This is a genomic window from Streptomyces sp. NBC_00385, assembly GCF_035917155.1.
Lineage (GTDB): Bacteria > Actinomycetota > Actinomycetes > Streptomycetales > Streptomycetaceae > Streptomyces > Streptomyces poriferorum.
On the sequence record NZ_CP107951.1, the window covers coordinates 3,584,856 to 3,611,835 of the forward strand.

General features: G+C 71.5%; 27 protein-coding genes. 16 read left to right on the forward strand and 11 right to left on the reverse strand.

Annotated elements, in window-relative coordinates; translation table 11 throughout:
• Positions 1 to 21: 21 nt before the first annotated feature.
• A complete protein-coding gene (locus OG959_RS15815; RefSeq protein ID WP_326658931.1) occupies positions 22 to 2,892 on the reverse strand; it encodes an FAD-binding and (Fe-S)-binding domain-containing protein in 2,871 nt (956 codons plus the stop codon).
• Between the two features lie 280 nt (positions 2,893 to 3,172).
• Between OG959_RS15815 and OG959_RS15820 the strand changes: the two genes are divergently transcribed.
• The 8 genes from OG959_RS15820 (at position 3,173) to OG959_RS15855 (ending at position 10,586) form a co-directional block, all read left to right on the forward strand.
• Positions 3,173 to 4,675 (forward strand): ATP-binding protein, encoded by a 1,503-nt coding sequence (locus OG959_RS15820; RefSeq protein ID WP_326658933.1) that lies wholly within the window; start codon positions 3,173 to 3,175, stop codon positions 4,673 to 4,675.
• A complete protein-coding gene (locus OG959_RS15825) occupies positions 4,672 to 5,100 on the forward strand; it encodes a roadblock/LC7 domain-containing protein (RefSeq protein ID WP_326658935.1) in 429 nt (142 codons plus the stop codon). Before OG959_RS15820 ends, OG959_RS15825 begins: the two co-directional genes overlap by 4 nt.
• Positions 5,097 to 5,462 (forward strand): DUF742 domain-containing protein, encoded by a 366-nt coding sequence (locus OG959_RS15830; protein WP_219573777.1) that lies wholly within the window; start codon positions 5,097 to 5,099, stop codon positions 5,460 to 5,462. Before OG959_RS15825 ends, OG959_RS15830 begins: the two co-directional genes overlap by 4 nt.
• Positions 5,443 to 6,108: a GTP-binding protein gene (locus tag OG959_RS15835; RefSeq protein WP_326658938.1), complete on the forward strand. Its 666-nt coding sequence runs from the start codon at positions 5,443 to 5,445 to the stop codon at positions 6,106 to 6,108. Before OG959_RS15830 ends, OG959_RS15835 begins: the two co-directional genes overlap by 20 nt.
• The gene (locus OG959_RS15840) at positions 6,105 to 7,370 is read left to right on the forward strand and encodes a cytochrome P450 (protein ID WP_326658940.1); all 1,266 of its coding nucleotides are present in this window, start codon (positions 6,105 to 6,107) and stop codon (positions 7,368 to 7,370) included. The genes OG959_RS15835 and OG959_RS15840 overlap by 4 nt, the downstream gene beginning before the upstream one ends.
• Positions 7,367 to 8,575, forward strand: a complete 1,209-nt coding sequence (locus OG959_RS15845) for a cytochrome P450 family protein (RefSeq protein WP_326658942.1) — start codon at positions 7,367 to 7,369, stop codon at positions 8,573 to 8,575. Before OG959_RS15840 ends, OG959_RS15845 begins: the two co-directional genes overlap by 4 nt.
• Positions 8,576 to 8,680: 105 nt before the next feature.
• Positions 8,681 to 9,799, forward strand: coding sequence for a phosphoserine transaminase (gene serC / locus OG959_RS15850; protein WP_326658944.1), 1,119 nt, complete (start codon positions 8,681 to 8,683; stop codon positions 9,797 to 9,799).
• Between the two features lie 157 nt (positions 9,800 to 9,956).
• A complete protein-coding gene (locus OG959_RS15855; protein ID WP_326658946.1) occupies positions 9,957 to 10,586 on the forward strand; it encodes a Uma2 family endonuclease in 630 nt (209 codons plus the stop codon).
• 17 nt (positions 10,587 to 10,603) lie between these two features.
• On the opposite strand, the gene OG959_RS15860 is transcribed toward OG959_RS15855, so the two are convergent.
• Entirely contained in the window at positions 10,604 to 11,110 is a 507-nt protein-coding gene (locus OG959_RS15860; protein ID WP_326658948.1) for a GNAT family N-acetyltransferase, read from the reverse strand.
• An 84-nt stretch (positions 11,111 to 11,194) separates the two neighbouring features.
• Complete coding sequence (locus OG959_RS15865; RefSeq protein ID WP_326658950.1) at positions 11,195 to 12,202, reverse strand: NADP-dependent oxidoreductase; 1,008 nt, start codon at positions 12,200 to 12,202, stop codon at positions 11,195 to 11,197.
• A 101-nt stretch (positions 12,203 to 12,303) separates the two neighbouring features.
• Between OG959_RS15865 and OG959_RS15870 the strand changes: the two genes are divergently transcribed.
• From OG959_RS15870 to OG959_RS15880, 3 genes are all read left to right on the forward strand, one after another.
• Positions 12,304 to 13,218 (forward strand): LysR family transcriptional regulator, encoded by a 915-nt coding sequence (locus OG959_RS15870; protein ID WP_326658952.1) that lies wholly within the window; start codon positions 12,304 to 12,306, stop codon positions 13,216 to 13,218.
• A 195-nt stretch (positions 13,219 to 13,413) separates the two neighbouring features.
• Positions 13,414 to 13,809: a PPOX class F420-dependent oxidoreductase gene (locus OG959_RS15875; protein WP_326658955.1), complete on the forward strand. Its 396-nt coding sequence runs from the start codon at positions 13,414 to 13,416 to the stop codon at positions 13,807 to 13,809.
• A gap of 62 nt (positions 13,810 to 13,871) precedes the next feature.
• The gene (locus OG959_RS15880) at positions 13,872 to 16,814 is read left to right on the forward strand and encodes a CHAT domain-containing protein (protein ID WP_326658956.1); all 2,943 of its coding nucleotides are present in this window, start codon (positions 13,872 to 13,874) and stop codon (positions 16,812 to 16,814) included.
• Between the two features lie 15 nt (positions 16,815 to 16,829).
• Here the strand turns inward: OG959_RS15880 and OG959_RS15885 are convergent, their stop codons facing one another.
• The 3 genes from OG959_RS15885 to OG959_RS15895 all read right to left on the reverse strand — a co-directional run bounded on the left by OG959_RS15885 (position 16,830) and on the right by OG959_RS15895 (position 18,784).
• On the reverse strand, positions 16,830 to 16,997 hold the full coding sequence (locus OG959_RS15885; RefSeq protein ID WP_326658959.1) for a hypothetical protein: 168 nt from the start codon (positions 16,995 to 16,997) through the stop codon (positions 16,830 to 16,832).
• The gene (locus OG959_RS15890; RefSeq protein WP_326658961.1) at positions 16,972 to 17,649 is read right to left on the reverse strand and encodes a DUF6338 family protein; all 678 of its coding nucleotides are present in this window, start codon (positions 17,647 to 17,649) and stop codon (positions 16,972 to 16,974) included. The genes OG959_RS15885 and OG959_RS15890 overlap by 26 nt, the downstream gene beginning before the upstream one ends.
• A gap of 133 nt (positions 17,650 to 17,782) precedes the next feature.
• Entirely contained in the window at positions 17,783 to 18,784 is a 1,002-nt protein-coding gene (locus OG959_RS15895) for a WD40 repeat domain-containing protein (protein ID WP_326658963.1), read from the reverse strand.
• Between the two features lie 58 nt (positions 18,785 to 18,842).
• On the opposite strand from OG959_RS15895, the gene OG959_RS15900 reads away from it, so the two are divergent.
• Positions 18,843 to 19,598 carry a GDSL-type esterase/lipase family protein gene (locus OG959_RS15900; RefSeq protein ID WP_326658965.1) on the forward strand — a complete coding sequence of 252 codons (756 nt, stop codon included), beginning with the start codon at positions 18,843 to 18,845 and terminating at the stop codon, positions 19,596 to 19,598.
• On the opposite strand, the gene OG959_RS15905 is transcribed toward OG959_RS15900, so the two are convergent.
• From OG959_RS15905 to OG959_RS15920, 4 genes are all read right to left on the reverse strand, one after another.
• Positions 19,534 to 20,127, reverse strand: coding sequence for a helix-turn-helix domain-containing protein (locus tag OG959_RS15905; RefSeq protein ID WP_148016838.1), 594 nt, complete (start codon positions 20,125 to 20,127; stop codon positions 19,534 to 19,536). The genes OG959_RS15900 and OG959_RS15905 overlap by 65 nt on opposite strands.
• 65 nt (positions 20,128 to 20,192) lie before the next feature.
• The gene (locus OG959_RS15910; protein WP_326658968.1) at positions 20,193 to 20,855 is read right to left on the reverse strand and encodes a TetR/AcrR family transcriptional regulator; all 663 of its coding nucleotides are present in this window, start codon (positions 20,853 to 20,855) and stop codon (positions 20,193 to 20,195) included.
• A 96-nt stretch (positions 20,856 to 20,951) separates the two neighbouring features.
• Positions 20,952 to 21,962 (reverse strand): hypothetical protein, encoded by a 1,011-nt coding sequence (locus tag OG959_RS15915; protein WP_326658970.1) that lies wholly within the window; start codon positions 21,960 to 21,962, stop codon positions 20,952 to 20,954.
• A gap of 111 nt (positions 21,963 to 22,073) precedes the next feature.
• On the reverse strand, positions 22,074 to 22,499 hold the full coding sequence (locus OG959_RS15920) for a hypothetical protein (protein WP_326658972.1): 426 nt from the start codon (positions 22,497 to 22,499) through the stop codon (positions 22,074 to 22,076).
• 117 nt (positions 22,500 to 22,616) lie between these two features.
• On the opposite strand from OG959_RS15920, the gene OG959_RS15925 reads away from it, so the two are divergent.
• From OG959_RS15925 to OG959_RS15940, 4 genes are all read left to right on the forward strand, one after another.
• Entirely contained in the window at positions 22,617 to 23,393 is a 777-nt protein-coding gene (locus tag OG959_RS15925; protein WP_326666411.1) for a helix-turn-helix domain-containing protein, read from the forward strand.
• Complete coding sequence (locus OG959_RS15930; protein WP_326658974.1) at positions 23,390 to 23,566, forward strand: DUF397 domain-containing protein; 177 nt, start codon at positions 23,390 to 23,392, stop codon at positions 23,564 to 23,566. Before OG959_RS15925 ends, OG959_RS15930 begins: the two co-directional genes overlap by 4 nt.
• A 4-nt stretch (positions 23,567 to 23,570) precedes the next feature.
• Entirely contained in the window at positions 23,571 to 24,191 is a 621-nt protein-coding gene (locus OG959_RS15935) for a hypothetical protein (RefSeq protein ID WP_326658976.1), read from the forward strand.
• Positions 24,192 to 24,464: 273 nt separating this feature from the next.
• Entirely contained in the window at positions 24,465 to 25,052 is a 588-nt protein-coding gene (locus OG959_RS15940; RefSeq protein WP_326658978.1) for a hypothetical protein, read from the forward strand.
• 142 nt (positions 25,053 to 25,194) lie between these two features.
• Here the strand turns inward: OG959_RS15940 and OG959_RS15945 are convergent, their stop codons facing one another.
• A complete protein-coding gene (locus OG959_RS15945; RefSeq protein ID WP_326658980.1) occupies positions 25,195 to 26,937 on the reverse strand; it encodes an FG-GAP-like repeat-containing protein in 1,743 nt (580 codons plus the stop codon).
• Positions 26,938 to 26,980 lie beyond the last annotated feature (43 nt).

Consider the following 26,980-nt stretch of genomic DNA (forward strand, 5'->3'; position numbering starts at 1 on the left):
GGGGTCCGGGTCAGCGCCCCCTCAAGCCCCTCCGGCGCTTGAGGAGCCGGGGCCCGGGGGCGGGGCCACCGGCTCCAGCCCCTCCGCAAGCACCTCCGCGAGGTGCCTTGCCCTCACACCTCCCACCTGAGCCAGCTGGGTCCGGCAGGAGAACCCGTCCGCCAGGACCTCCGTCCCCGGGGGCGCCTCCCGTACCGCAGGCAGCAGTTGGTCCTCCGCGCAGGCCACCGACACCTCCCAGTGGCCCCGCTCGAAGCCGAAGTTGCCCGCGAGACCGCAGCAGCCGCCGGTCAGCCCACCGCTCAGACCGGCCCGTTCGCGCAGCCGGCGGTCCGCCGCGTCACCCAGGACCGCGTGCTGGTGGCAGTGCGTCTGGCCGGTGACCGGGCGGTCGAGGCGCGGGGGCTCCCAGCCGGGGGCGTGCTCCTCCAGGTACTCGGCCAAGGTGCGCACGGAGGCGGCCAGTTCGGCGGCGCGGGGGTCGTCGGGCAGGAGTTCCGGCAGGTCCGTGCGGAGCGTCGCCGCGCAGCTCGGTTCCAGGACGATGACGGGGGTACCGAGCGTGCCGCCCAGCCGTTCCAGGGTGCGGCGCATCACCTTGCGGGCCCGGGTCAGCTGGCCGGTCGAGACGTACGTGAGGCCGCAGCACAGGCCGTTCCCGGGCGTCATCGCCGTTCGTCCCGCCGCCTCCAGCACGCGGACCGCCGCCCGGCCCACCTCGGGCGAGAGGTGTTCGGTGAAGGTGTCGGGCCACAGGAACGCGACCTGGTCGCTGGAGTAGAGGAACGTCCCCCTGCCCTGGCGCCGCAGGAGCCACCGGGTGAACCGCTCCCGTGCCAGGACCGGGATCCCGCGCTCAGGGGCGATGCCCGCCACCCGCCTGGCCAGGGCCGCGAGCGGGCGCACCCGGGCCAGGGCGTTCAGCACGCCCGCGAAGGGGGACGCGATCCGCAGCCACCGGGGCAGCCACCCCATCGCGTAGTGCGCGGCGGGCCGCAGCCGCCCCCGGTAGTGGTGGTGCAGGAACTCCGCCTTGTACGTGGCCATGTCGACGCCCACCGGGCAGTCGCTGCGGCAGCCCTTGCAGGACAGGCACAGGTCGAGCGCGTCCCGTACCTCCGTCGAGCGCCAGCCGTCCGTGATCACACCGCCGGCGGGCCCGGCGAGCATCTCGTGGAGCAGCCGGGCCCGGCCGCGTGTGGAGTGGGCCTCCTCGCCCGTCGCGCGGAAGGAGGGGCACATGACGGCCGGGCCCGAGGCCTCTTCCGTACGGCACTTGGCGACGCCGACGCATCTGCGGACGGCCGCGGAGAAGTCGCCGCCGTCGTGCGGGTAGCCGAACGCCACGTCGACCGGATTCTTCGGGAGCACCTCGAAGCGGAGGTTCTCGTCGAGACGGGCCGGGCGGGCGAGGATGCCCGGGTTCATGCCGCCGTCGGGGTCCCAGAGGTCCTTGAACCGGCTGAAGAGGGCGACGAGTTCGTCCCCGTACATGCGGGGCAGCAGTTCGGCGCGCGCCTGGCCGTCGCCGTGTTCGCCGGAAAGGGAGCCGCCGTGGGCGACGACGAGCGAGGCCAGGTCCTCGGAGAAGCGGCGGAACCGGGCCACGCCGGGGCCGGTCAGCAGGTCGAAGTCGATCCGGACGTGGATGCAGCCGTCGCCGAAGTGGCCGTACGGGGTGCCGCGCAGCCCGTGTTCGGCGAGCAGGGCGCGGAAGTCGCGGAGGTAGGGGCCGAGCCGGGCGGGCGGCACGGCACAGTCCTCCCAGCCGGGCCAGGCCTCACCGCTGTCGGGCATCCGGGTCGCCGTCCCGGCCGCGTCCTCCCGGATCCGCCACAGGGCCCGCTGTCCGGCGGGGTCGGTGACGACGGCGGCGTCCACCGCGTCGGCGGACGCGGCGCGCACGAGGCGCTCGGCGTGCGCGCGGGCCTCGGCCGGGGTGGCTCCGCCCGTCTCGGCGAAGAGCCAGGCCGCGCCGCGGGGCAGTCCGGCCGGTTCGCGTACGAGGTCGGCGGCCATGCCCTCGACGGTCAGCGGGTGGAGGGGCAGGAGGCCGGGGGCGGCCTCGGCGGCCGCGGACTCGTCGGCGTAGCCGAGGACGGCGAGCGCGCGGGCGGCCGGTGCCTCGACGAGGCGCAGCGTCGCCTCCGTCACCACGCCGAGCGTGCCCTCGCTGCCGCAGAACGCGCGGGCGGGGTCGGGTCCGTTCTCGGGGAGCAGGGCGTCGAGGGCGTATCCGGAGATGCGGCGCGGGAGTTCGGGGAATCCGGTCCGCAGGAGGGCGAGGTGGCCGGCGACCAGTTCACGGAGTCCGGATGGGCCTTCGGCGCCTCGTTCCAGGCGGAGGGTGCCGCCGCCGTAGCGGGCGACGGTCAGGGCGTGGACGTTGTCGGCGGTGGTGCCCCAGGCGACCGAGTGGGAGCCGCAGGAGTTGTTGCCGATCATGCCGCCGATCGTGCAGCGGCTGTGGGTGGAGGGGTCCGGGCCGAAGGTGAGCCCGTGCGGGGCGGCGGCGGCCCGCAGGTCGTCCAGGACGACGCCCGGCTGGACCACGGCGGTACGGGAGGCGGGGTCCAGTCCGACGACCGACCGCAGGTGGCGGGTGAGGTCGAGGACGACGCCGGTGCCCGTGGCCTGCCCGGCGATGGACGTACCGCCGCCGCGCGGCACGACGGGCACCCCGTGCGCCCGGCAGGCGGCGAGCGTGGCGGCGATGTCGTCGGCGTCGCGCGGGGCGACGACGCCGAGCGGCACCCGCCGGTAGTTGGAGGCGTCCATCGTCGTCAGGGCCCGCGCGGTGGCGTCGAACGCGACCTCGCCCCTTACGGACGCGCGCAGTTCACGGACGAGCGCGTCGGGGGTGCCGCCGTGCGGGGCGTTGCCGGATGCCATACGGCCAGGATGCCGCCGGCCCGGCTGCCTCGTCCGGCCGCCCCGCCCGGCCGCCCCCGCGCGTTTCCGCCGATTACGTCAGTACGTCGGAATATGCCGGACTCACAAACATAAATGGAACAGAGAACGCCACAAGTTCTTCCCAAACAGATCGTCAATTCTCATATAGTGACTCAGACTTGTCTGGGAATCATGTGTTCCAGTTGTCGCATTTGATCATCGCAGTCATGACTCGCCCGAACCGTCCCATCCGTCACCGTCCGCTCCCCGAGGACTCCGCTTGCGCCCCTCAACCCGGCCGACCGCACTGGCCCTGCTGGTCACCGTGGCCCTCACCGGATCCCTGTGTCTGTGGGCGGCCGCCGTCGCCCCCGACTCGGCCAGGACCGCAGTGGCCTGGGGGGCGAGCGCCGCCGCAGTGCTGCTCTCCGCCGCCGTCGCCACCGCCGTACACGCCCGCCTCACCGCGCGCCGGCTCCGCGAGCTGCTCGCGGCCGAGAGCGGGCGGTTCACCGCCGAGACCTCACGGATGGTGTCGGCCTCCGCCGCCGACGCCCAGCGGTTCACCGCCGAGACCGCCAGGATCAAGGCCGCGGCAGCCGCCGAGACGGCCCGCGTCGTCAAGGAGGCCGCGGCCGGCGCCGAGCAGCTCACCGTCGACAACGCGCGCCTCAAGGCCCGCGCCGCCCGCAGTGACACCGAGCGCTCCGCCGCCGTCGCCGCCTGTGCCAACGCCGCCGGCCGCATGCAGGCCCTGGCCACCAGCATGCTCGCCGACCTGCGCGACATGGAGCACCGGCACTCCGCCGAGGACGTCCTGGGCGACCTGCTGCACCTGGACCACCGCACCGCCCAGGCGGGCCGGCTGGCCGACTCCATCGCCGTGCTGACCGGCGCCCGCTCCGGGCGGCGCTGGGCGAAGCCGATCGTGATGGAGTCCATCCTGCGCGGCGCGATGGGCCGGATCAGCGGATACCAGCGCATCCGTCTCCACTCGACCAGCGACGTCGCCGTCGCCGGCCACGCGGCCGAGGGCGTCATGCACGCACTGGCCGAACTCCTCGACAACGCCGCGAACTTCTCGCCGCCCACGGCCGAGGTCCACGTGTACGTGGAAGAGGTCCCGGCCGGCATCGTGCTGACCGTCGAGGACAGCGGTCTGGTCATGAGCGACGTGCAGCTGCGCCGCGCGGAGCGGGCCGTCTCGGCGACCGACCAGGACCTGACCGGCCTCTCCGGCACCCGCCTCGGCCTCGCCGTCGTCGGCCGCCTCGCCCGCAAGCACGGTCTGACCGTCTCGTTCCGGCCCTCCGCGCGCGGCGGCACGGGTGCGCTGATGATGCTCCCGCAGGAGATCATCACCCGCACCCCGATGCCGGCCCCCGAGCCCGCCGAGCCGGCCGTCCCCGCCCCGCGCGAGCCCGAGCCGGTCCACGCCTCCGGCGCCGACCGCACCGCCCCCGACCGCCCCGCCGCCGCACCCGCCGAGGCCCCCGAGACCGCCCGCCCCCAGGAGCCCCTGCGCTCCGACTCCGGCTCGGAGACCACCGGCGGCCTCCCCCGGTTCGGCGAGAGCGGCCTGCCCAAGCGCTCGCGCGGCCGCACCCTGGCCGCCGCCGAGTCCCGCGCCCGGGCGGCCTCCGAAGCGTCGGAGGCCGAGACGGCCGACGGCTCCACCCCCCGGCCCCGTACGTCCGACCCCAAGGCCCAGGCAGCCCGCTTCAGCAGCTTCCGCCAGGCCGTACGGCCCAACTCCCCGCACCCGGAAGGCAACACCCGATGACCGCGACCACCGACGAGAAGCTCAACTGGCTGCTGGAGGGGCTCCTTGAGCGCACCCCCGGCGCCCGTCACGCCCTCGTGCTGTCCAGGGACGGCCTCAAGCTGTGCCGTACCCCCGAGCTCTCCGTCGACCAGGCGGACCAGCTGGCCGCGATCTCGGCCGGAATCCAGAGCCTCTCGCACGGCGCGTCCGTCGAGTTCGGTGACGGCACCGGCGGCGTACGTTCCGCGATGGCCGAGTTCTACGGCGGGGTGCTGTTCATCGTGGAGGCGGGGGCAGGCGCCCACCTCGCGGTCGTCGCCTCCGACACCGCCGATGTCGGCCTCGTCGGCCACAACATGAGCGAGCTCGTCGAGCAGCTCGGCGAGCATCTCGTCGCCCCGCCGCGCGAGTCCGTCCAGGCCTCCGAGACCGCGACCGTATGACTCCCCGCCCCCGCCCCGGCCGGGACGACGACCCGGACCGGCTGTACACCCTCACCGGTGGCCGCAGCCGGTCCGATTCGGCCGCCTTCGACCTGGTGACGCTGGTCGTCTCCGAATGCGAGCCGGCCCCCGGCATGCAGTCGGAGCACGTCACGATCCTGCGGATGTGCGAACGGCCCACCGCGGTCGTCGAACTCGCCGCCGGACTGAACCTGCCCGTCAGTATCGTGCGCATCCTGCTGTGCGATCTGCTCGACACCGGCCGGATCAGCGCCCGCCACCCCCGTACCGCCCGTGTCGCGGACCGGCTCCCCGACCCCGACATCCTGGAACAGGTGCTCGTTGGACTCCGCAACCTCTGACCGTGCCGCCCTGCAGGCCACGGCCGACAACGGACTGAAAATAGTCGTCGTCGGCGGCTTCGGGGTCGGCAAGACCACCATGGTCCGATCCGTGAGCGAGATCCGTCCGCTCAACACGGAGGAGACGATGACCCGCGCGGGCGAGGCCGTCGACCACCTCGACGGGGTGCAGTCGAAGACGTCCACCACCGTCGCCTTCGACTTCGGCCGGATCACGCTCGACGCACGCTCCGTGCTGTACCTCTTCGGCGCACCCGGGCAGGAGCGCTTCTGGTTCCTGTGGGACCGGCTGTTCTCCGGGACCCTGGGCGCCGTCGTCCTCGTCGACACCCGGCGCCTCGCCGACTCCTGGTACGCCATCGACCGGCTGGAGCACCACGGCACCCCGTTCATCGTGGCGTGCAACGACTTCGGCGGCCCGCTCCACACCGAGCAGCAGATACGCGAGGCGCTCGCCCTCTCGGACGACGTACCGCTCGTGGAGTGCGACGCCCGGGACCGGTCCTCCAGCAAGTACGTCCTGATCACGCTGGTGGAGCACCTCTACGCCCTCTCGCGGGGCACGGTCGGCTCCGCCGCCTCCCTCTCCGCCGCCGCCACCCGTCCGGAAACCGCTCCGGAGAAGACCCCGGAGCCCACCCCGTGACCCAGCCGCCAGAACCACCCCCGGGCTGCCCCGCGCACGGCCGCGTACCGCTGTCCGGTCCGCGGTTCCAGACCGAACCCACCAAGCTGTACCGGGAGATGCGCCGCGACCACGGTGCCGTGGCCCCCATCGTCCTGGACGGCGACGTCCCGGCCTGGCTGGTCCTCGGCTACCGCGAACTGCACCAGGTCACCAGCGACCCGGTGCTGTTCAGCCGCGACTCCGACCTGTGGAGCCAGTGGGAGCACATCCCCGACGACTGGCCGCTGCTGCCCATGATCGGCCGCAAGCAGCCCTCGATCCTCTACACGGTCGGTCCGCGGCACGTCGAGCGCGCCCGGATGATCAGCAACGCCCTGGAGGCGGTCGACCCGTTCGCCCTCAAGCGGTACGCGGAGGAGTTCGCCGACGAACTGATCGACCGGTTCTGCTCCAAGGGATCGGTCGACATCATCGCCGAGTACGCGATGCTGCTCCCCGCCCGTGTCCTGGCCAGGATCTACGGCGTCAGCGACGAGGTCGGCGACGCGCTCGTCGGCTCGATCAACGACATGATCGACGGCCGGGAGCGCGCCCTGGCCGGTCAGCAGCACCTCGGCACGTCGATGTTCCAGCTGCTGGCCGACAAGCACGCCGAACCCGGTGACGACGTCGCCACGCGGATGCTGGCCGACCCCGGCGGCTTCACGGACGAGGAGGTCGCCCAGGACCTCATGGTCATGATGGCCGCCGGCCACCAGCCGACCGCGGACTGGATGGGCAACTCGCTGCGGCTGATGCTGACCGACGACCGGTTCGCCGCCTCGCTCTCCGGCGGCCGGCACAGCGTCGCCGAGGCCATGAACGAAGTCCTGTGGGAGGACACTCCGACACAGAACATCGCGGGCCGCTGGGCCTCGCGCGACACCCATCTCGGGGGCCGCCACATCCAGGCGGGCGAGCTCCTGGTCCTGAGCTTCGCCGCGGCCAACGCCGACCCGCAGGTGCGCACCGACGGCTCCGCGCTCACCGGCGGCAACAACGCGTTCCTCTCCTTCGGCCACGGCGAGCACCGCTGCCCGTTCCCGGCCCAGGAGACCGCCGAGGTCATCGCCCGTACCGGCATCGAGGTCCTCCTGGACCGCCTCCCGGACATCGACCTGGACGTCCCCGTCGAGCAGCTCACCCGGCGCCCTTCCCCGTGGCTGCGGGGCCTGACGGATCTGCCCGTCGCCTTCACACCCACCCCCGCCACAGGTTCCGCCCCCGGAGGCCAGAAATGACCCGCATCGCCCTCGACCCGTTCGTCGCCGACCTCGACGGCGAGAGCGCCGCCCTGCGCGCCGCGGGCCCGCTCGCCGAGGTGGAACTGCCCGGCGGGGTGCACTGCTACGCGGTCACGCACCACGCGGAGGCGCGGCAGCTGCTGACCGACTCCCGGATCGTGAAGGACATCAACGTCTGGGGCGCCTGGCAGCGCGGCGAGATCCCGATGGACTGGCCGCTGATCGGTCTGGCCAACCCGGGCCGCTCGATGCTGACCGTCGACGGCGCCGACCACCGCCGGCTGCGCACCCTGGTGGCGCAGGCCCTCACCGTGAAGCGGGTGGAACGGCTGCGCGCGGGCATCGAGGCGCTGACGACGGCGAGCCTGGACCGGCTCGCGGCCCTGCCCAAGGGCGAGAGGGTCGACCTGAAGGCCGAGTTCGCCTACCCGCTGCCGATGAACGTGATCAGCGAGCTGATGGGCGTCGACGGCGCCGACCACCCCCGCCTCAAGGAGCTCTTCGAGAAGTTCTTCTCGACGCAGACGCCGCCGGAGGAGGTCCCGCAGATGATGGCGGACCTCGGCACGCTCTTCACGAAGATCGTCGACGCGAAGCGGGCCGAGCCGGGCGACGACCTGACCAGTGCCCTGATCGCGGCGTCCGAGGACGGCGACCGCCTCTCCAACGAGGAGATCGTCAACACCCTCCAGCTGATCATCGCGGCGGGCCACGAGACGACGATCAGCCTGATCGTGAACGCCGTGGTCGCACTCCAGACCCACCCCGAGCAGCGCAAGCAGGTCCTCTCCGGCGAGCTGCCGTGGGAGAACGTGATCGAGGAGACCCTGCGCTGGAACACCCCGACCTCGCACGTCCTGATCCGTTTCGCGACGGAGGACGTGGCCGTGGGGGACAAGGTCCTCCCCAAGGGCGAGGCCCTGATCGTGTCCTTCGGCGCGCTGGGCCGGGACGAGGCGCAGTACGGCCCGACCGCCGGCGAGTTCGACGCGACACGCTCCCCCAACCGCCACATCGCCTTCGGCCACGGCCCGCACGTCTGCCCGGGAGCGGCCCTGTCCCGTCTGGAGGCGGGCGTCGCGCTGCCCGCCCTGTACGAGCGCTTCCCGGAGCTGGAGCTGGCCGTACCGGCCTCCGAGCTGCGGAACAAGCCGATCGTCACGCAGAACGACCTGTTCGACCTCCCGGTCGACCTGGGCTGACCGGGGCACGTACGGACGTACCTCCAAGGTCCACGCGTCGGATCCCCTGTCTCATCCGACGGACAGGACGCGTAGCCGCTCCACCGAGCGGCTACGCTCCGACTCGTGGCCGACATCCAGATTCCCGCTGACATCAAGCCCGCCGACGGACGCTTCGGCGCCGGTCCTTCCAAGGTGCGGACGGAGGCGCTCGACGCGCTGGCCGCCACCGGTACGTCTCTGCTCGGTACGTCCCACCGCCAGGCCCCGGTGAAGAACCTGGTCGGCGCGGTACGTGAGGGCGTGCGCGACCTCTTCTCCCTCCCCGAGGGATACGAGGTGATCCTGGGCAACGGCGGCTCCACCGCCTTCTGGGACATCGCGACGCACGGTCTGATCGAGTCGAAGTCCCAGCACCTCAACTTCGGCGAGTTCTCGTCGAAGTTCGCGAAGGCCGCCAAGCTCGCCCCGTGGCTGGCCGACCCGACCGTCATCGCCTCCGACCCGGGCACTCACCCGGACCCGAAGGCCGAGGCGGGCGTCGACGTCTACGCCTTCACCCACAACGAGACCTCGACCGGTGTCGCCGCGCCCATCAAGCGCGTCGCGGGCGCCGACGAGGGCTCCCTCGTCCTGGTGGACGCCACCTCGGGCGCGGGCGGCCTGCCGGTCGACATCGCCGAGACGGACGTCTACTACTTCGCCCCGCAGAAGTCCTTCGCCTCCGACGGCGGCCTGTGGATCGGCGTCTTCTCCCCGGCGGCCCTGGAGCGCGCGGCGCGCGTCCACGCCTCCGGCCGGCACATCCCGGAGTTCTTCTCGCTGCCGACGGCGATCGACAACTCCCTGAAGAACCAGACGTACAACACCCCGGCGCTCGCCACGCTCTTCCTCCTGAACGAGCAGCTGACCTGGATGAACACCCAGGGCGGCCTGGAGTTCACGACCGGCCGCACGGCCGCCTCCTCCGGCCACCTGTACGGCTGGGCCGAGGAGTCGAAGTACGCGACCCCGTTCGTCACGGACCCGGCCAAGCGCTCCCGCGTCATCGGCACGATCGACTTCGCGGACGAGATCGACGCGACGGCCATCGCGAAGGCGCTGCGCGCCAACGGCATCGTCGACACGGAGCCGTACCGCAAGCTGGGCCGCAACCAGCTGCGCGTGGCGATGTTCCCGGCGATCGACCCGTCGGACGTCCAGGCGCTGACGGCGTGCATCGACTACGTGATCGAGAAGCTGTAACGCCTCCGCACCTGAGAAACGGCCCTGCGCACACGCCCGTGTGTACGCAGGGCCGTTTCTGCTTCACCCGGCCGAGTGGCATATGCCAGAACCATGCTCTGCGGCTGTTCCGCCCTACGATGATGGTCTCGACACCAGCCGTTCCAGGAGGCCCGCAATGTCTGCAGCAGCAGTCGAGCACCCCTGTGAAGACGAGCCGGAGCTGTCGTTGCTCGAAGAAGCCAACGAGCTCGCGGAGCAGCTTCCCGGTCGTCGCGTCGAGATCATCGGAGGCGTCATCACCGTGGCCCCGCCCCCGGACGGCCCGCACGCCCGCGCCCTGACCAAGCTCATGCGGCCGTTCATCGCGGCCGGACTCGACGACGGGGGCTCGGAAGTCCTTCAGGGCGTCGGCCTCTGGCTGCCCGACGGCCCCGAGGACTTCGCCATCCCCGACCTCGCGCTCGTCGACGCCGATCTCGACGAGCACAGGCTCGAGAACAACTGCTACGACCCGGCCGTCTTCCGCCTCGTCCTGGAGGTCACCTCCAGCAACTACAGAAGCGACCTGCGGCACAAGGTCGCCGCGTACGCCGAGGCCAAGATCCCCGTCTACGTGATCCTCGACCGCAAGCACAGCCGGCTCCACGTCCTCACCGAACCCGTCGGCGGCACGTACGACCGTCACGAGGTCTATGCCCCCGGCCAGGAGGCCCCGCTCCCCGAATCGATCGGCGCCGCGGTCAGCCTCGACGTCGCCGAACTGGTCAAGGCCGGCCGGGCGAAGCCGAGCCCGCCCGACGCCTGAGGTCACGACGCTCACCGCTACTCCCCCCGCCGCCACCGCTCCTCCCCGTCCTCCCACTCACCGGTCCGCACCAGCCCCGCCGCCGCGGCCACCGCGGCCGACGCCGCATGATCAGGGTGCACGTGGGCGACGACCGTACGGACCGCTCCCCCGCCCAGCAGGTGCGCGACGAGCTCCCGCGCCGCCTCCGTCGCGTATCCCAGGCCCTGGTGTTCCGCACCGATCACCCAGGCGATCTCCGCCCCGGAGCCGCGCACCGTCGCCTGCACATAGCCCGCGAGGCGGCCCTCGTCCCGGATCCGCAGCACCCAGTTCCACCACAGCTCGTCCGGGTCCGGGGATCCGGCGGTCTGCCGCGCGTACCGGGCCCGCAGCCGTTCGGCCGACTCCGGGGCGCCGCCCGTGAAGGCGTACAGGGCCGGGTCCGCGAGCACTGCCGCCATCTCGACCGCGTGCGCCACCCGCAGGGGCTCCGCGTCAAGGCGGGCGGTGGCGAAGGGCGCGGGCCCGTGGTGCGTCGTCATAGGGCGACGACCCTACGCCGGGCCCTCCGCCCGCGAAACGCCCGTGTCCACGCAGGGCCGCGCCACCCGCCACGGCGCAGAACGTCATGAGGCGTCGGCCCCGGCCGCCCGCACGATGATCTTGCCCTGATTCTCGCCCCGCAACATCCCCAGGAACCCGTCCACGATGCCGCCGAAGCCGTCGACCACGGTCTCATCGAGCGTGACCCGTCCGCTCTGCAGGTGCGGCACGACGAACTCGTACAACTCCTCCTGGACGTCCTGGTGGTCACGGACCAGGAAACCCTCCATGCGCAGGCTCTTCTCGACGATTTCGGGAAGGTTGCGCAGGGCGTAGGGCGTGCCGGTGCTGTTGTACTGGGCGATCGTGCCGATCCGCACGATCCGGCCGTGGTCACGCAGCGACGAGATCGCCGCTTCCAGGTGCTCGCCGCCGACGTTGTCCATATAGAGGTCGATCCCGTCGGGTGCCGCCTTGGCGAGCAGCTCGGTCACGGGGCCCGCGTGGTAGTCGAAGACCTCGTCGTAGCCGACGTGTTCGGTCAGGTACGCGGCCTTCGCCGCCCTGCCCGTGCTGCCGGTCAGCCGTCCCGCACCCATCAGCCGGGCGAGCCGCCCGGTGGCCGTGCCCACACCGCCGGCCGCCGCCGAGACGAACAGGTCCTGCCCCTCGCGGAGTTCGGCGATGCGGGTGAGACCGACGTAGGCGGTCAGGCCGGTGCCGCCGAGGATGCTCAGGTGCGCGGAGAGCGGTACGCCGTCGAAGCGGGGGATCGTACGCGCTTGTTCGCGGGTGACGACCGTGTGGGTGCGCCAGCCCTGCCGGTGGAAGACGATCTCGCCCTCGCGGAGCTCCGGATGGCGGGAGTCCACGACCCGGCCGATAGCGCGGCCCTCCAGGGGGGCGTTCAGCGCGAAGTCCCCGTCCATCATTTCGCGGTGGTAGGGGTCCACCGACCAGTACAGGTTCTCCACCAGCGCCGTACCCGGGCCGGGTTGCGGCATCGCGGACTCGACGAAGGCGAAGTGGTCGGGGGTGGGGAAGCCGTGGGGGCGGGCGGTCTGGTGCACGGTGAGCGCTGTCTCGGTCATGGCGGTGACCGTACGGAGGAATGCGCGGGCCGGGCAGAGGGTTGCGCTCATGGAACGGCCCGGCCCATGAAGGGCCCTCATAGAAGCAGGTGGGACCACCTATGACAGCCGCAGCCCCCACAGCCCCCGCACTCACTGCGGCTGCCGCCACCGACCTCGCCCCGCACGAACTCCGCATCCTCGTGGCCGTCGACCGCGAGCGCGGGTTCTCGGCGGCCGCCAGGGTCCTCGGACTGACCCAGTCCGCGGTCTCGCACTCCATACGGGGGACGGAACGCAAGATCGGAGCGGTCCTCTTCGAGCGGGGCCGCAAGGGCGCGACGCCCACCGCGGCCGGTGCCGCCGCTGCCGCCCACGCCCGCCGGGTCCTGCGGCTCCTGGACACCCTGGCCGCGGAGGCCCGCGGGGCCGAGCGGGACACGATCGCCGGCCCGCTGCGCATCGCGGCCTTCCGCAGCGCCGCCCTCCACCTGCTACCGCCCGTCCTGGAGCGCCTCACCGCCCGCCATCCCGGCATCGAACCGGAGGTGCGTGTCGTCCGCGAGCTGGGCGCGGGCACTGCCGGCGAGGTCGCCGAGGGTCGCGCGGACGTGGGTATCGCAACGATGGGCGCGGCCTCGCCCGTGCCCGCCGGGCTCATCGGCGGCGTACTCGTCGAGGAGCCGTACTCGCTGGTGCATCCGGTCGGACACCCCGCCCCACGCTCCCTGCCGCTGGTGGACTGGCACGAGAACTGCGGCTCCTACACCCGCCAGTGGTGGGCCGGGCAGGACTGGATTCCCAAGGCGACCGTCCTGACCGAGGACGACGGAGCAGTGCTCTCACTGGTGAGCAGAGGTCTCGGAATGGCGATCATGCCCGCGCTCTCGCTGAACGAAGCACCGGACACCGTCGAGATCACCGATCTCGGACCCGAGCGCCCCACCCGTTCCGTCGGCTACGTCACCACCCCGGAGCTGGCCTCCAGCGTCTCCGTCCGCGCCCTGATCCGCGAGCTCAGAGCGGCCCGTCAGTGAAGCCGGGCCCGGATATGAGCGGACCGCGAGCGGGCACACGCCCGCTTCGCCACCCTCCAGCGGCACGGCGCAGCCCCGCGGAGGCACTCAGCGCTCCATGACGGCGGCGGGAACTGCACGAGAACACGGCCGAAACGCCCGTTCCGCACCGGCCGCGCAGATGACACGACGCCGGGGCGGCGGACCATGGAAGGTATGGAGACGATCCCTGAGCTGAGGCCGTTCGTGAAGCAGTACGCCGTGCTGCTCAGCACGCGGCGGCAGGACGGCACGCACGCGGACACCCCCGTCAACATCGCAGTAGAGGGCGACCACGCCTACATCCGTACGTTCTCCTCGGCGTGGAAGGTGGAGCGGATGCGCAACCACCCCGTCGTGATGGTCGGCCCCTGCACCCTGCGCGGCCGGCCGACGGGGCCGCAGATCACGGCGCACGCCCGCCTCCTCCAGGCCGGGTCGAAGGAGAACACGCACGCCGCCCGGATGATGTCGCGCAAGCACCCGATCGTGCAGGGCGTCCTCGTCCCGGTCGCACACAGGATCAAGCGGGACCGGACCCTGCACTACGAGATCCGGCCACTCGACGCCTGACCACCGGACCTGAGGACTTGCTCAAGTCGCCTCAGCAGTAGGTAGGTCGCGCCGAACGCGCCTTGTCCTGGTCGAACATCGGACACGGCCTGAGGGGCATCGCCCTGCACACCGGCCGCTCCGAGCTCTTCACCGAAGTGGTGGCGACCCATCGCGAAGCCGTCGCCCTGTCATCGGCGGAGGACTTCCTCCATGTGCACGTGCTCATGTGCCTCGGTGAAGCCCTGCTGTCCCTCGCCGAGTTCCGCTCGGACTCCGAGGCCATGGGCGAGGGCATCAAGGTGCTGCGCGCGGCCGTGGCCGCCTCCGACGAGGACACCTACGACGGGGCCTCCTGCCGGACGGCCCTCGGAGAAGCCCTGCGCAACCTCTCCCGTCTCGCCTCCGACCCCCTCCCGCTGGAGGAGTCCATCCGATGGCACCGGGAGGCACTCGTGATGACGCCGGGACCTCCCGCGGCCACGGGGCTGCTCGGGCTCGCGAACAGCCTGGCGGCCCTCTACCGCTACACCCGCGACGAACGGCACAGTGCCGAAGCGATCCATCACTTCCGCGCCGCCCTGACCGCCTCGCCGCCCGCGACCGCCGAGGTACGGGCCGGGGCCCTCACCAGCCTGGGCCACATCCAGTGGAGCGTGGCCCGCAACACCGGCGACGAACCTCTCATGGACACCGCCGTCGAAACGCTGCGCACGGCCGTTTCCCAAGCCTCCCGGACGCGCGTCAGCATGGCGCTCACCAATCTGGGCAGCGCGCTCATGGACCGCAGCCGGCGCACCGGCAACCGGTCCTGGATGGCCGAGGCCGTGACCGTGCTGCGCCGCGCGGTCCACGACAGCCTGCCGTCGGCCATGGACCGTCCCCTGCACCTGAACAACCTCGCCGAAGCGCTCCGCCACTGGGACGCGTTCATCGGCGACGCGTCGGCCACCGACGAGGCGATCGGGCTCCTGCGGGCCGCGATGACCGGCGGCCACGGCGACGTCGTGGGCGCCGAACTGGCCGCGATCAACCTGGGAGACCTGCTGCTCGACCGCGCCCGGGCCAACGAGGACCCCCACATGGCCGATGAGGCCCGGCGCATCCTCGAAGGGGCGGTGGGCCGGCTCGGGAAGGAGCACCCCACGCGCCCCTTCGCCCTGCAGAAGCTGACGCTGGCCTGTCACCTGGTCTCCCGCCTGGCCGAGGGCACCTCCGTGGAGACGTCCCGGCAGGCCCTGCACCGCGCGGCTGCCACCGCCCGGGAATCCCTCGCCTGCACGCCCGAGGGGGACCCCGATTACGCGACGTCCCAACTCATGCTGGCTGCGGCACAGCTGGACCGAGCGGCCCTGGGAGACCGGGTCGACCTGGCGGAAGTGGTCCGCCTCGGCCGCAGCTGCGCACGGAATCCGGCCGGCCACAGCGCGTCCCGGCTCCAGGCCTCCCGCGCCTGGGGGCTGGCGTCGATGAAGGCGGGTGACCACGCGGAGGCCCTGGAAGGCTACGCGTACGGCGTCGGCCTGTTGCCCGGGATCGCCCCGCGCGGCCTGGGCCGGGCCGACCAGGAAGCGCGGCTGAGCGGCAGCGACGGCATGGCGAGCGACGCCGCCGCCCTGGCCCTCGAAGCGGGTGACGCGGACCGCGCCCTCGCCCTCCTCGAACAGGGGCGGGGTGTGCTGCTGGGCCAGGGCCTGGAGAACAGGGCCGACGTGTCGCGGCTGCGTGACCTCGACCCCGCCCGCGCGGCCGAGTTCGAGCGGATCCGCGACGAGCTGAGCGCGCCGCCCCCGCTCTCCCGCGCCCACGACGCCGCACAGGACGCGAGCCTGCTCGCCGAGACCCGGCACGCCCTGGCCCTCCGCTGGGACGACCTCATCGCGGAGGTACGGGAGTTGCCCAGCCTGGAGAACTTCCTGCGCCCGCCCTCCGTACCGGAACTGCTCGCGGCCGCCGCGGAGGGCCCCGTCGTGGTCGTCAACGTCAGCCTCTACCGCTGCGACGCCCTGGTCGTGACGGCCGACGCCGGGATCGCCGTGGTCCCGCTGCCCGGCCTCACCCTGGACGCCACCGTGACGCGGGCGGCGGAGTTCGTCAACGGCATGGAGACGGCGTACGGCGGGAACGGAGTCGACGAGGCCGTCGCCATGATGCGCACGCTGTCCGGAACCCTCGGCTGGCTCTGGGACACGATCGCCGCGCCGGTCCTCGGCCACCTCGGCCTGGACGCCGGGCCGGCGGGCGGCGCCCCGTGGCCCCGGCTGTGGTGGTGCCCGACCGGCTGGCTGTCCTTCCTGCCGCTGCACGCGGCCGGGCGCGGCGCGGCGGACTCCGGCACCTGGGTCATGGACCGGGCCGTCTCCTCGTACACCCCGACCCTGCGCGCCCTGGTCCGGGCCCGTGCGGGCCTCCTCACAGCGGCCCCCGCCGCCCCGCCGGCGCCCCTGGTCGTCGCCCTCGCCGACACGCCGGGTGCCGCGCCCCTGCCCGGCGTCGCACGGGAGGCGGAGCTGCTCTCGGAACTGTTCCCCGGGGCGCGGCTGATGGCCGGGCCCGACGCCACGGTGGAGGCGGTCGGCGGGCTGCTCGACGCCCACCCGTGGGTCCACTTCAGCTGCCACGGCGTCAGCGAGCTGCTCGACCCGTCACAGAGCGGCCTCGTCCTGTACGACGGCCGGCTCACCGTGTCCGACGTCGCCACCCGGCGCCCGCGGAACCCGGAACTTGCCATGCTGTCCGCCTGCTCCGCGTCCCAGGGCGGCATCGAGCTGTCGGACGAGGCGGTCCAGCTGGCCTCGTCCTTCCAACTGGCCGGATACCCCCATGTGATCGGGACCCTGTGGCCCATCGCCGACAAGCTGGCGACGCACCTCACCGAGGCGTTCTACACCGCGCTCGCCGAGGACATCGCCCGGGGCCGCCCCCTTGATCCGGCAGCCGCCCTGCACCGCCCGGTCAGAGCTCTGCGCGACCGTTACGCACAGGCCCCGCACCTGTGGGCGGCGCACATCCACACGGGCCCGTGAGACGGGCCGGACCGCTCAGGGCGCCTCCGGCTCCGCACTCTCCCCCATCGCCGTGCCGGAAGGCCCCTGCGGCAGCTCGTCCGGCTCGGCCATGCCATCGGCGGGCCGATAGGTCCTGCGCGAGGAGAACTCCTCCACCAGGGCCGCCAGTCCGTCCTCAATGTCCTTCTCCTGATCGCCCATCACCCTCCGTCCTCCGGGCCGCCGCCTCCGCGGACGGCGGCAGCAGCACCTCCAGCACTTCTATGTCACTCGCCCGCACGTACACACCGGCGGTGCCGGGTACCTTGCCGAGGAAGCTGCCGTCGGGCCCCACCCGGTACTGCGCCTGCAGATACAGGTCACCGCTCTGCGGATACGCCGAGACGGCCGACCTCGACCCCAGCCAACCGCCCACCCACAGACCGCTCTTGAGCCGTACGCGTACGAAGCAGGATCCCCGGCCCCGGAAGAGGGCGTCCCAGGCGGTCGGCGTCGGCTCGTACCGCGCCCGCGCGTGCCGCCGCCGCCACACCGCCTCCGCCCAGGCCAGCGCGGACGGCACGACGACGATCAGGAGCAGCGCGGCGAGTCCGGCCCCGCGCGGATCCCGCAGCACCCCCGCGAACGGCCCGTCCCCGCCCCCGGCCAGCAGCCGCACCAGCCAGGGCCCCGCGACCACCGCGTACACGGCATCCAGCAGGGCGCCTGCGGCGATGGCCCGCACGAGGCGGTTCTGCGGCTCCTGCTCGGTGGCGAGAGGGCCCCGCAGCCGTTCCCGTACGGCCTGGTAGAAGACGCCGGGCAGCACGAGGACCAGCAGGATCGTCAGCTGCTGCACTGTTCCCGGAACCATCGTGGTGCCGCACCCCCGTGCTCTGCTCCGTGCGTCGGCCGTGCCCCCGCCGACTCAGGATGACGCAGCGGGAAGCCCCGCGTCCCGGCCTGTGGAAAACCGACGACGCCCGGTTCCGTTCCGTCCGGCCGCCTCACCCCTGCCGGCGCCGCCTCCCCAGGAACAGCAGCAGCCCGATCCCGGCGAGCACGGCGATCCCGGTCAGCGTCGTGCCCTTCACCGGCACCCCGTTCCCGTCCGCCGTGCTCCCCGCCCCGGCGGACGACGGCGACGTGCCACCGGCCCGGGCCGGCCCGTCGCCCCCGCCGCTCTTCAGGTCCACCCGCACCACATCGCTCCGCTCGCCCTCGGAGCCGTACATCAGCGCCGAACCGTCCGCCGTGTACGTCACCGACTCCGACTGCCCGAGCAGCGGGGACTCGACCGGGTAGTCCTTGCCGAGCCGCCCGTTCGCGAAGGGGTAGCCGCGGGCGCTGAAGTACGAGCGCAGCACCAGTTCCTTGCCGTCCGGCGAGAACGCCCCGTCCGTCACCCACGGCACCTCACCGACCCGGCGGAACACGTTGTCCCCGCCGGTCGTGAGCTTCGCGGGACCTTCGTACAGCCCGCCGCCGTCCTCGTTCTTCGACGCGATGTACACCCGGCCCGTCTTCGGGTGGACCATCAGCGCCTCCGCGTTGCGCGGACCGTCGGCGTACTTCACGTCGAACTGGGTGGCCCGGACCACCTGGTCCCGGAGCTCCTTCGGCTCGGGGAAGCGGTAGATCCAGACGTGGTCCCAGCTGCCGTTCAGGTTGTCGCCGATGTCACCGACGTACAGGTTCCCGTCGGGCCCCAGCGAGATCGCCTCCACGTCCCGGGGCGCGCCCACGCCCTTCATGGTGATCCGTGCGACGGTCTTCCCGGTGCGGGAGTCGACGGCGAAGACGTACGGCCCGTCGTCGCTGTCGTTGTGCGTCCAGTAGATCCCCGGGTGGGCGCGGCTGGCGGCCAGGCCGCTGGACTCGGTGATCTGCGGGTCCTCGATCGTGAAGCTCCGGTCGGCATCCCCGTCGTCGGCCACGGCAGGAGCCACCGCCGCGAGGGACAGCAGCGCGGCGGCGGCAGCGGAAACGGTCAGTCGGTACGAACGCATGGCACAAGTGTCCATCGTCACGTCGCAGGCCGGAGCCATGATCGGCCATGATGGCGCCATGCGTTTCATGTGTGTCGGCGATTCCATGACCATCGGACGCGCCGGGGACTTCACATGGCGCTACCGCATGTGGCAGCACCTCGAAGCGTCCCACGACGGCCCGTACGCGATCGTCGGCCCGCGCACCGAGCTGTACGACACCGGCACGGGCACGCCCGTCTCGACCGCGTACGCCGCCCCCGGCTTCCCCGCCGACGCCCGCCGCCACCTGGCCGGCTGGGGCGAGGGCTGGCTGCACATGGCCCCGGTGATCGCGGACACGGTCACCGAGCACCGGGCGGACGTCCTGCTCGTCTCGCTCGGCCTGATAGACCTCGGCTTCTACACGGACAGCGATCAGACCGCGCTGAACGCCCGGGCCTTCCTCACCGCCGCCCGCGCGGCGAACCCGCACATCAGATGCGTCCTGCTCCCCGTCATACCGAACATCCGGGCCGAGTCCGACGCCCCCTTCGCCGCCGAGTGCGCCCGCTTCAACGAACTCCTCGCCAAAGCGGTGGCCGACCTCGACACCGCGACGTCCCCGCTCCTGCTGGCCTCGCACCCGCCCGGCTACGACATCCACACGGACACGTACGACGGCACGCACCCCGGCCCGTCGGGCGAACACAGACTCGCGGCGGCCTACGCCGACGCGATGCACGAGGCGTGGGGGCTGGGCGGGCCGTACGCCGTCGCGGACGAGCCCCTCACCCCTTCCCCGTCGGCTTCGCCCGTACGTGCATCCGCTCCCCCTGCGGTCCGAACAGGCTGAGGAACTCCACCGGCTCCGGCCCGGCCGCGCCCCACCAGTGCGGGGTGTGCGTGTCGAACTCGGCCACCTCCCCCGCCGTGAGCACCAGGTCGTGATCCCCCAGCACGAGCCGCAGCCGCCCCGAGAGCACGTACAGCCACTCGTACCCCTCGTGCACCCGCTGCTCGACCGGCCCCTCGTTCCCCGTCGCACCGGGCATGACCTGCTTGTACGCGTTCACCCCGCTGAGGTGCCGGGTCAGCGGCACGAACGTCATGCCGTGCCGCTTGAACGGCCGGAAGGTGACCCGTGGGTCCCCCGTCTCCGGAGCCCCGACCAGCTCGTCCAGCTGCACCCCATACGCCTTCGCCAGCGGAAGCAGCAGCTCCAGCGTGGGCTTGCGGCCACCGGACTCCAGCCGGGACAGCGTGCTGAGCGAGATCCCGGTCGTCTCGCTCAGCTGCGCCAGCGTCGTCCCGCGCTCGGTGCGCAGCGCGCGCAGCCGCGGCCCGACGCCGGTCAGGACGGACGACAGCTCGTCGTCCCCCATCGTGCCGCCTGCTCCTGTCTCATCTGCTGCCATGGTTCCATTTGCCGACCCGGCAAGCGGTGTTGTCAACCGGAGGAGTCCACGGGCCCGGCCCCCGCCGGTCCGATCATGGCCATGGACAGCCGGGTGAACTCGCTGGTCAGCCACTCGGGCGGCACCTGGCGGGGGCGGCGGCCGTGATGGGCGAGGAGCTCGTCGACGGACCGGGTCAGCACCTTCACCACCACGGCGAGGTTGCCGTCGACCCCGTGACCGCGCAGCTTGGCGCGCTCGGCCTCCTGGGTCAGGAACTCCACCCACACCGACCGCCACATCGTGAGGTGCTCCTCCATCTCCCTGCTCACACCGAGCACCTCGACGAACGCCACCCTCGCATCCCTCGGATCGCGCGTGACGGCCTTCACGTAGGCGTCGAAGAGCCGGTGGACCCGCTCCTCGGTCGGACAGGTCTCCATGCCCTCGGCGGACAGCTCCGTCTCGGACGCCCGCATGCCCCGGGTCGCCACCTCGTCGTACAGATCGACGAGCAGCGCCTCGCGCGACTCGAACTCGCGTCGGAACTCCCACACTTCCACGTGCGCGGCGGCGCACAGATCCTCGACGCCGGTGTGGGCGTAGCCGTACATGGCGAACAAGGTCCGCCCGGCCTCCATGAGTTGCGCACGCACCCACGCAGGGTCCCGCGCCGCTCGCGCTCCGCTCCACAGCTCCATCACGGCATCCGTCATCGGTCCTCCTCGGTCCGCCGTCCAGGCCCCAGGGCCCACTGTCCTCGCTCCACCGTGCGGACGGCACCACCGCCACACGGCGAACAGCCGTACGCCTCACTCGGCGGCGGTCGCGTCCGCCGCCTGGAGAGCAGTGAACCTCTCCCGCCAGGACAGCGGCTCGGGCTTCTCGTAGTCGTCGGGCAGGGGCGCCGGCACCCACTTGACCGTGTGCGCCTCCCAGGCGGCCTCCTGCCTGCACGGCCGGCACACGGTCTCGTCCCCCCTGGGCCGGAAGACGTGCTCGGCGCCCTCCTGCTGCGCCTCGCACGCGATGAACGCCCTGAGGACGGGAGGCGCAGGCACCAGCGGCTCCGCGGGCAGGGGCTCCGGCATCAGGACCTTCAGCCGCTTCCCCAGGAACCCGGGGGCATACCGGACCCCGTCCTCGGGAAGCGCCCTGCTGAGCGCGAGCCGCAGCTCCGCAGCGTTCACCCCACGCCGCAGCCACTCGGCGGCCGTCCCGGCGAGGCGGCGGGCCTCACGAGCACCGAGACGCAGCTGGGAGTCGGCATGCCGGAGGGAGAGCAACACACGCTCGGCCTGGATGACTTGCGGGTCCGTGGGCTCGGGCTCGGGCTCCACCGTTTCGGCCGCGAGCTCAGGCGCTTCGGTGGGTGGGTGGGAGGAGTTCTTCTCCCGTTCTTCACCTTCAGGTAGGTAACCACCGACGGACCGAGTCCTCGGTTGACCGACCGTCGGATAGCGATCACTCGGACCCACCTGCGGCGATTCAGCTTTTTTGTCATGGATGCGGCGGGCCTCGCGGTCCGTGAGCGGAACGTTGGACATGAGCTGATCGGTCACCCACAGCCCGCCGTCGTCCTGGCGCCGCCACTCGTGGACGAACCCGAACTTCTTGAGCAGCCCCTTGGCCTTCTGGTAGGCGCGCCCCTTCAGACCCAGCCGCTTGGCGTGCTCACCGAGGGGCTTACCGGCCCACTTCTCGGGCAGCCCCTGGACGTAGGTGATCAGAATCTTCGCGTCGCTGTTGAGCTCAGGATGACGCACGATGTCGTGCGCGGCCTTCACGAAGCCGTAGGACGGCGAGATAGCATGGCAAAGCATTCTCGGTGGACCTCACTTGTCCATCGCGGGGTGAAGGCCCTCGGCATACGGTGTTCCAGCACCGCCGGGGGCCGCCCCATGCGCCGAGGCGCACGGAGCGTAATTACGCGATCACCGTACAGCACGAATCTCGTCGTCGACCACCTTCCGCAGCAGCTCGAACAGCAGTTCCGCGTCCACGAACGGAACTTGAGCGCTCGGCAGAGAACGCCAGTCCAGCGGGTACGTCAGCCCGTGCACGGCAGGCACCCCGACGAAGGCCGCCCCCTCCCGCACCAACGCCTCGGCCCCGACGGGCCATCGATAGGCGCGGGCACTCCCGGGCGGCAGCAGGAAGTACATGCTGCGGTCACCGATGCGCGACCGGATGATGGGCCCGGCCCGGAAGTCCGTGAACTGCATGACCTCGTACGCCACTTGCTCCCCCAGGATGCCGATGATCCGCACGGCGTCGAAGTGGATCCCGGCATGACGGAGGGCGTGGCCGGTCGCGGGGATCCAGGAGGGCATCAGGTCCGGTGAATTTTTCGGTTCCATGCGGAAAGCTTCGGCGCGCACACGTACCGTGACCAGGGACACAAGGCGTCTGTGCACTGTTGTGCACTTGGGGGTCAGGCTGTGCACACCAGCAATAACGGGGGCGGCAACGCCGAGATGTTCGGGGCGTTGTTGCGGCACTACCGCGAACGGGCCGGGCTCTCGCAGGAGGGGTTAGGGCAGAAGATCGGTTTCTCCAAGTCGCAGGTGGCGATGGTGGAGCGGGGCGTTCGCCCTCCCAGGGGAGACTTCGTCGCACGCGCCGAGGATGCTCTCCGTGCACAAGGTGCACTTGCGGCGGCTGCGGCGGAGCTTCGAGGCGGCCACCTGCCGCAATGGACGAGGGAGTACACGGAAGAGGAGGCCCAGGCCGCCTCTGTCCACTGGTACGAGAACCATGTGGTTCCCGGGCTGCTCCAGACCAAGGCATACGCGCGAGCAGTCTTCGACTGCCACTGTCCGCCACTGGACGACGAAGAGATCGAACCGAGGGTCCAGACCCGGCTGCACCGGCAACGAATCTTCGACAGGCGCCCCGCCCCCGTCGTCAGCTTCGTCCTTGAACTCATTGCGCTGACGCGCCCCCTGGGCGGTGCCACCGTTCTCAAGGAGCAGCTCGGCCACCTGCTCGACGTCTCCCGGCGGCGCAACGTCGAGATCCAGGTGATGCCTCCGGACAGGCGGAGCCACGCAGCACTCAACGGCCCCATGGTCCTTCTCGAAACCGGGGAACGGCGCCAGCTCGCCTACATCGAAGGTCAGAGCGGAGGCTTCTTCGTCAGTCAACAACCGGAACTCAGCGACTTGTTCGCGCGGTATGGCATTCTGCGAGCCCAGGCTCTTAGCCCGGAAGAGTCTGCCAAGTTGATCGAACAGGTGGCGCGAGAACTATGAGCAGCGAGCTCGACTGGCTCAAGAGCAGCTACAGCGGCGACCAGGGAAACTGCGTCGAGGTGGCGAGCCACCCCCACGCCATCCACGTCCGCGACTCCAAGGACCTCACCGTCCCCGCGCTCACCCTCTCCCCCTCCGCCTGGGCGGCCTTCCTCAAGCACACGGTGGTATAGCTCCATGACGAACTGGTTCGACGAACTGCCCGAGGTCATCACCCGGGCCGACTTCGGCGCCCTGGTGGGACGTCCGCCGCGCAGTATCGAGCTGATGGGGTACAGAGGCCTGGTCGCCGATCCCGCGTTCCGCAATCGCAACAAGCTCGTGTGGAACGAGGAGGCCGCCCTCGGCTGGTTCCGCTCCCTGCACAACCACGCGGTGATCGTGCCGGCGAACGAGCAGGCCGTGCAGGACCTCGCCGCGCACAAGGCGTACATCTGCCCGCTGGACAGCAAACACGTGGCCCTCGCCCGCCCCCGGATGCTCGTGATGTACCAACGGGGCGGCAGCGGCACGGTCTTCGGGGTCGACGCGGTCGAGACCATCAACCAGGAGATCGACGGGACCCGCAGCCCGAGCCCGCAGACGCGGCAGATCATGCGTGACGGGGAGCCCCTGGACCGGGAACCGTTCCCGCGCCGATGGACCGTGTTCCACCTCCGCGAGGCCGGCACGATCGCCAGAATCACACCGGCAGTCCAGCAGGGCCGCTACCTACGCGTGGACGACGTCCTGGACGCGATGACGTCCGACCACCTCTCGGTCCCCACGCTCGACGAGGCTTTCCCTTCCCGGAAGTGAGCCCACGCCCCGGCGCCACACACGCCTACCGCCTCGGCTCGACGCAGGCGCCGGCCCCCGGTCTCGCGCGCCGAACAGCGGTACTGCCGTACGCCTCACAAACCACAGCCGTCGTGACAAGTCCCTTCAGAATGCTCAAGTCCCGCTTAAATCAGGAGCATTCCGTGATCGTCCCGCAATAGGCTGCGGTTGACCGGCCCTAGCCAACTGGGCGGGTCGGTGACCATGTGGCCCGCGGGTAAGGGGCCACTGAATTAAAGCGGGGGAAGTAACATGAGTAAGAGATTCCTGTCGACGGTCGTGGCCGCGGGCCTGGCCTCCGTCTCCTTCGTGGCGCTGGGCCCGGCGGGCTCGGCGAATGCGGCACCGCTCGTCTGCGAGCCCGGCTACAAGTCCGCGAAATGGACCAGCCTGAGCAACAGTTGGGTGATCACCCACGCGAAGCAGATCAACATCCCGAAGGACGGCACCGGCTCCTATACCAAGTCGGCGACCTATCGGCAGACGGTCACCTCCGGGCGCGAAGTGTCCGCAGGCGCCAGCTACTCGGCCAGCTGGGTCATCAGCAGCATGGACGCACATGTCTCCGGGACCCTCTCCAAGGCCGGGGAGAAGACCAAGGAGAAGAGCGAGTCGGTCACGTACAACTTCAACAAGTCGGGTGTCTACGTGGTGTTCAGCGGCGTCAAGAAGGCGTCCGGCTACTACACGGCCAAGACCTGCAACACCCGCGGCACCGGTTTCGGCAAGACGGGCTACGGCAAGGCCCGCAGCTGGAACGTCCAGGCCGAGGGTGCGGTGAAGTGCACCGAAGCACCCAAGAAGGGCACCGCCAAGCGGGCGGCCAAGGCCTACTGCTGAGGTGACACCGTCCCGGCGGGCCTCGGCCTGGCGGGACGGTACGCCGTAAGGGCCGGACCGAGAGGTCCGGCCCTTTCGCGTCGGACGCCTCGGGCCCGAGGAGGCGGGAGATCCTCCCGCGAGACCGCGCCCCGGCCCGTACTCAGCTCAACGCGTTGTACGCGTTCCAGCCGGCCCCGACCTTGGTCCGCGCCGCGTAGGGAACGGCGGTCTTACCCGTCCCCCTGTACAGCCACAACACACCCGAACCATCCCGACCCAGCAGATCCGCCCTGCCGTCACCCGACACGTCTCCTGACGCAACCAGGGAGTTGTACGTGTTCCAGCCCGCGCCGACCTTGGTCCGCGCCGCGTAGGGAACGGCGGTCTTACCCGTCCCCCTGTACAGCCACAACACACCCGAACCATCCCGACCCAGCAGATCCGCCCTGCCGTCACCCGACACATCCCCGCCCTTTGTCAAGGAGTTGTACGTGTTCCAGCCCGCGCCGACCTTGGTCCGCGCCGTGAAGGGAGCAGCAGCCCTACCCGTCCCCCTGTACAGCCACAACACACCCGAACCATCCCGGCCCAGCAGATCCGCCCTGCCGTCACCCGACAGATCTCCCGCCGAAGCAAGGGAGTTGTAGGCGCTCCAGCCGCCTCCTACCTTCGTCCGTGCCGTGTAGGGGGCGGAAGCACCACCTGTCCCCTTGTACAGCCACAGCACACCCGAAGCGTCCCGGCCCAACAGGTCCGCCCTGCCGTCACCGGTCAGGTCTCCGGTCGAGACCAGGGAGTTGTACGTGTTCCAGCCCGCGCCGATCCGGGTCCGTGCCGCAAAGGGAGCGGAAGCATTCCCCGTCCCCCTGTACAGCCACAACACGCCCGAACGGTCCCGGACCACCAGGTCCGGCCTGCCGTCACCGGTCAGGTCCGGGCCGGGGCTGGGCGTGCGGGCGGGTATGACCCATGCAGGGCGTCCCTCGCCCTGGACCTCGCCGTCGGTAAGTGCCGTGCCCGGGCCCCCGGCTGCGGTGGCGGAGTGGACCGTGAGCCGCATTTCCGTACCTCCGGCGAGGTAGGCCAGCTTGGTTCCGTCGGGCGACCACGACGGGTAGATGACTCCGCCGCCGTCTTCGGTGATCTGCTTCTCCTGGCCACTCGCCAGGTCGCGCACGAACACCTGCGGCCCGCTCGACGACGCCTGCCGGACGAAGGCGAGCTTGGTGCCGTCGGGCGAGTACGCGGGCTGGAGGCCCCAGGTGAGCAGGGTGGGCGTACCGCCCTTGCGCGGGTCGTAGACCATGATGCTGCTGCCGTGCAGGAATGCCAGTGTGCCGTCGGGTGCCACCGAGGGCTGACCGTCGAAGACGTTCGGCTGGTCGGGCAGCACGTAGTCGAGACCGCTGCCGTCGAGGTTGACCTTCATCAGCCGGAGGCGGTCGTGACCCGGCATCGACTGGAAGCCGAGATAGAGCATGTCGCTGTTCGGGCCCCAGGTCAGCTGCGTCACCCACCCGTCCGGGTCCTGGACGTCCATGACGACCGGACGCGCTCCGCTGCCGTCGGGGTTGGCGACCCAGATGTCCCCGTAGCCGTCCTCGCTGATGAACGCCAGGTGGCGCCCGTCGGGCGAGAAGACGGGGCTGTCATACGTGGCCTTCGGCAGTCCGTCGCCGGTGGGGACCAGCGTCCGGCGGTCGCTTCCGTCGGCGTTCATCGATACCAGCGAACGCGTCAGCAGGCCGTCGACCGTCGTCGATTCCGGATAGACGATGCGCTGCTTCACCTCGGCCGCCTGCGCCGTGGGCCCGGCCCCCACGCCCTCTACCCCTCCCAGCGCGAGCACAGCTGCCACGGTGCCCACACCCACGCACCGGCGCAGGACGAATCTTGCGTTCATGATCCCCCCAGGATCGCCATGACGGCGGCCACCACGCGTTCCG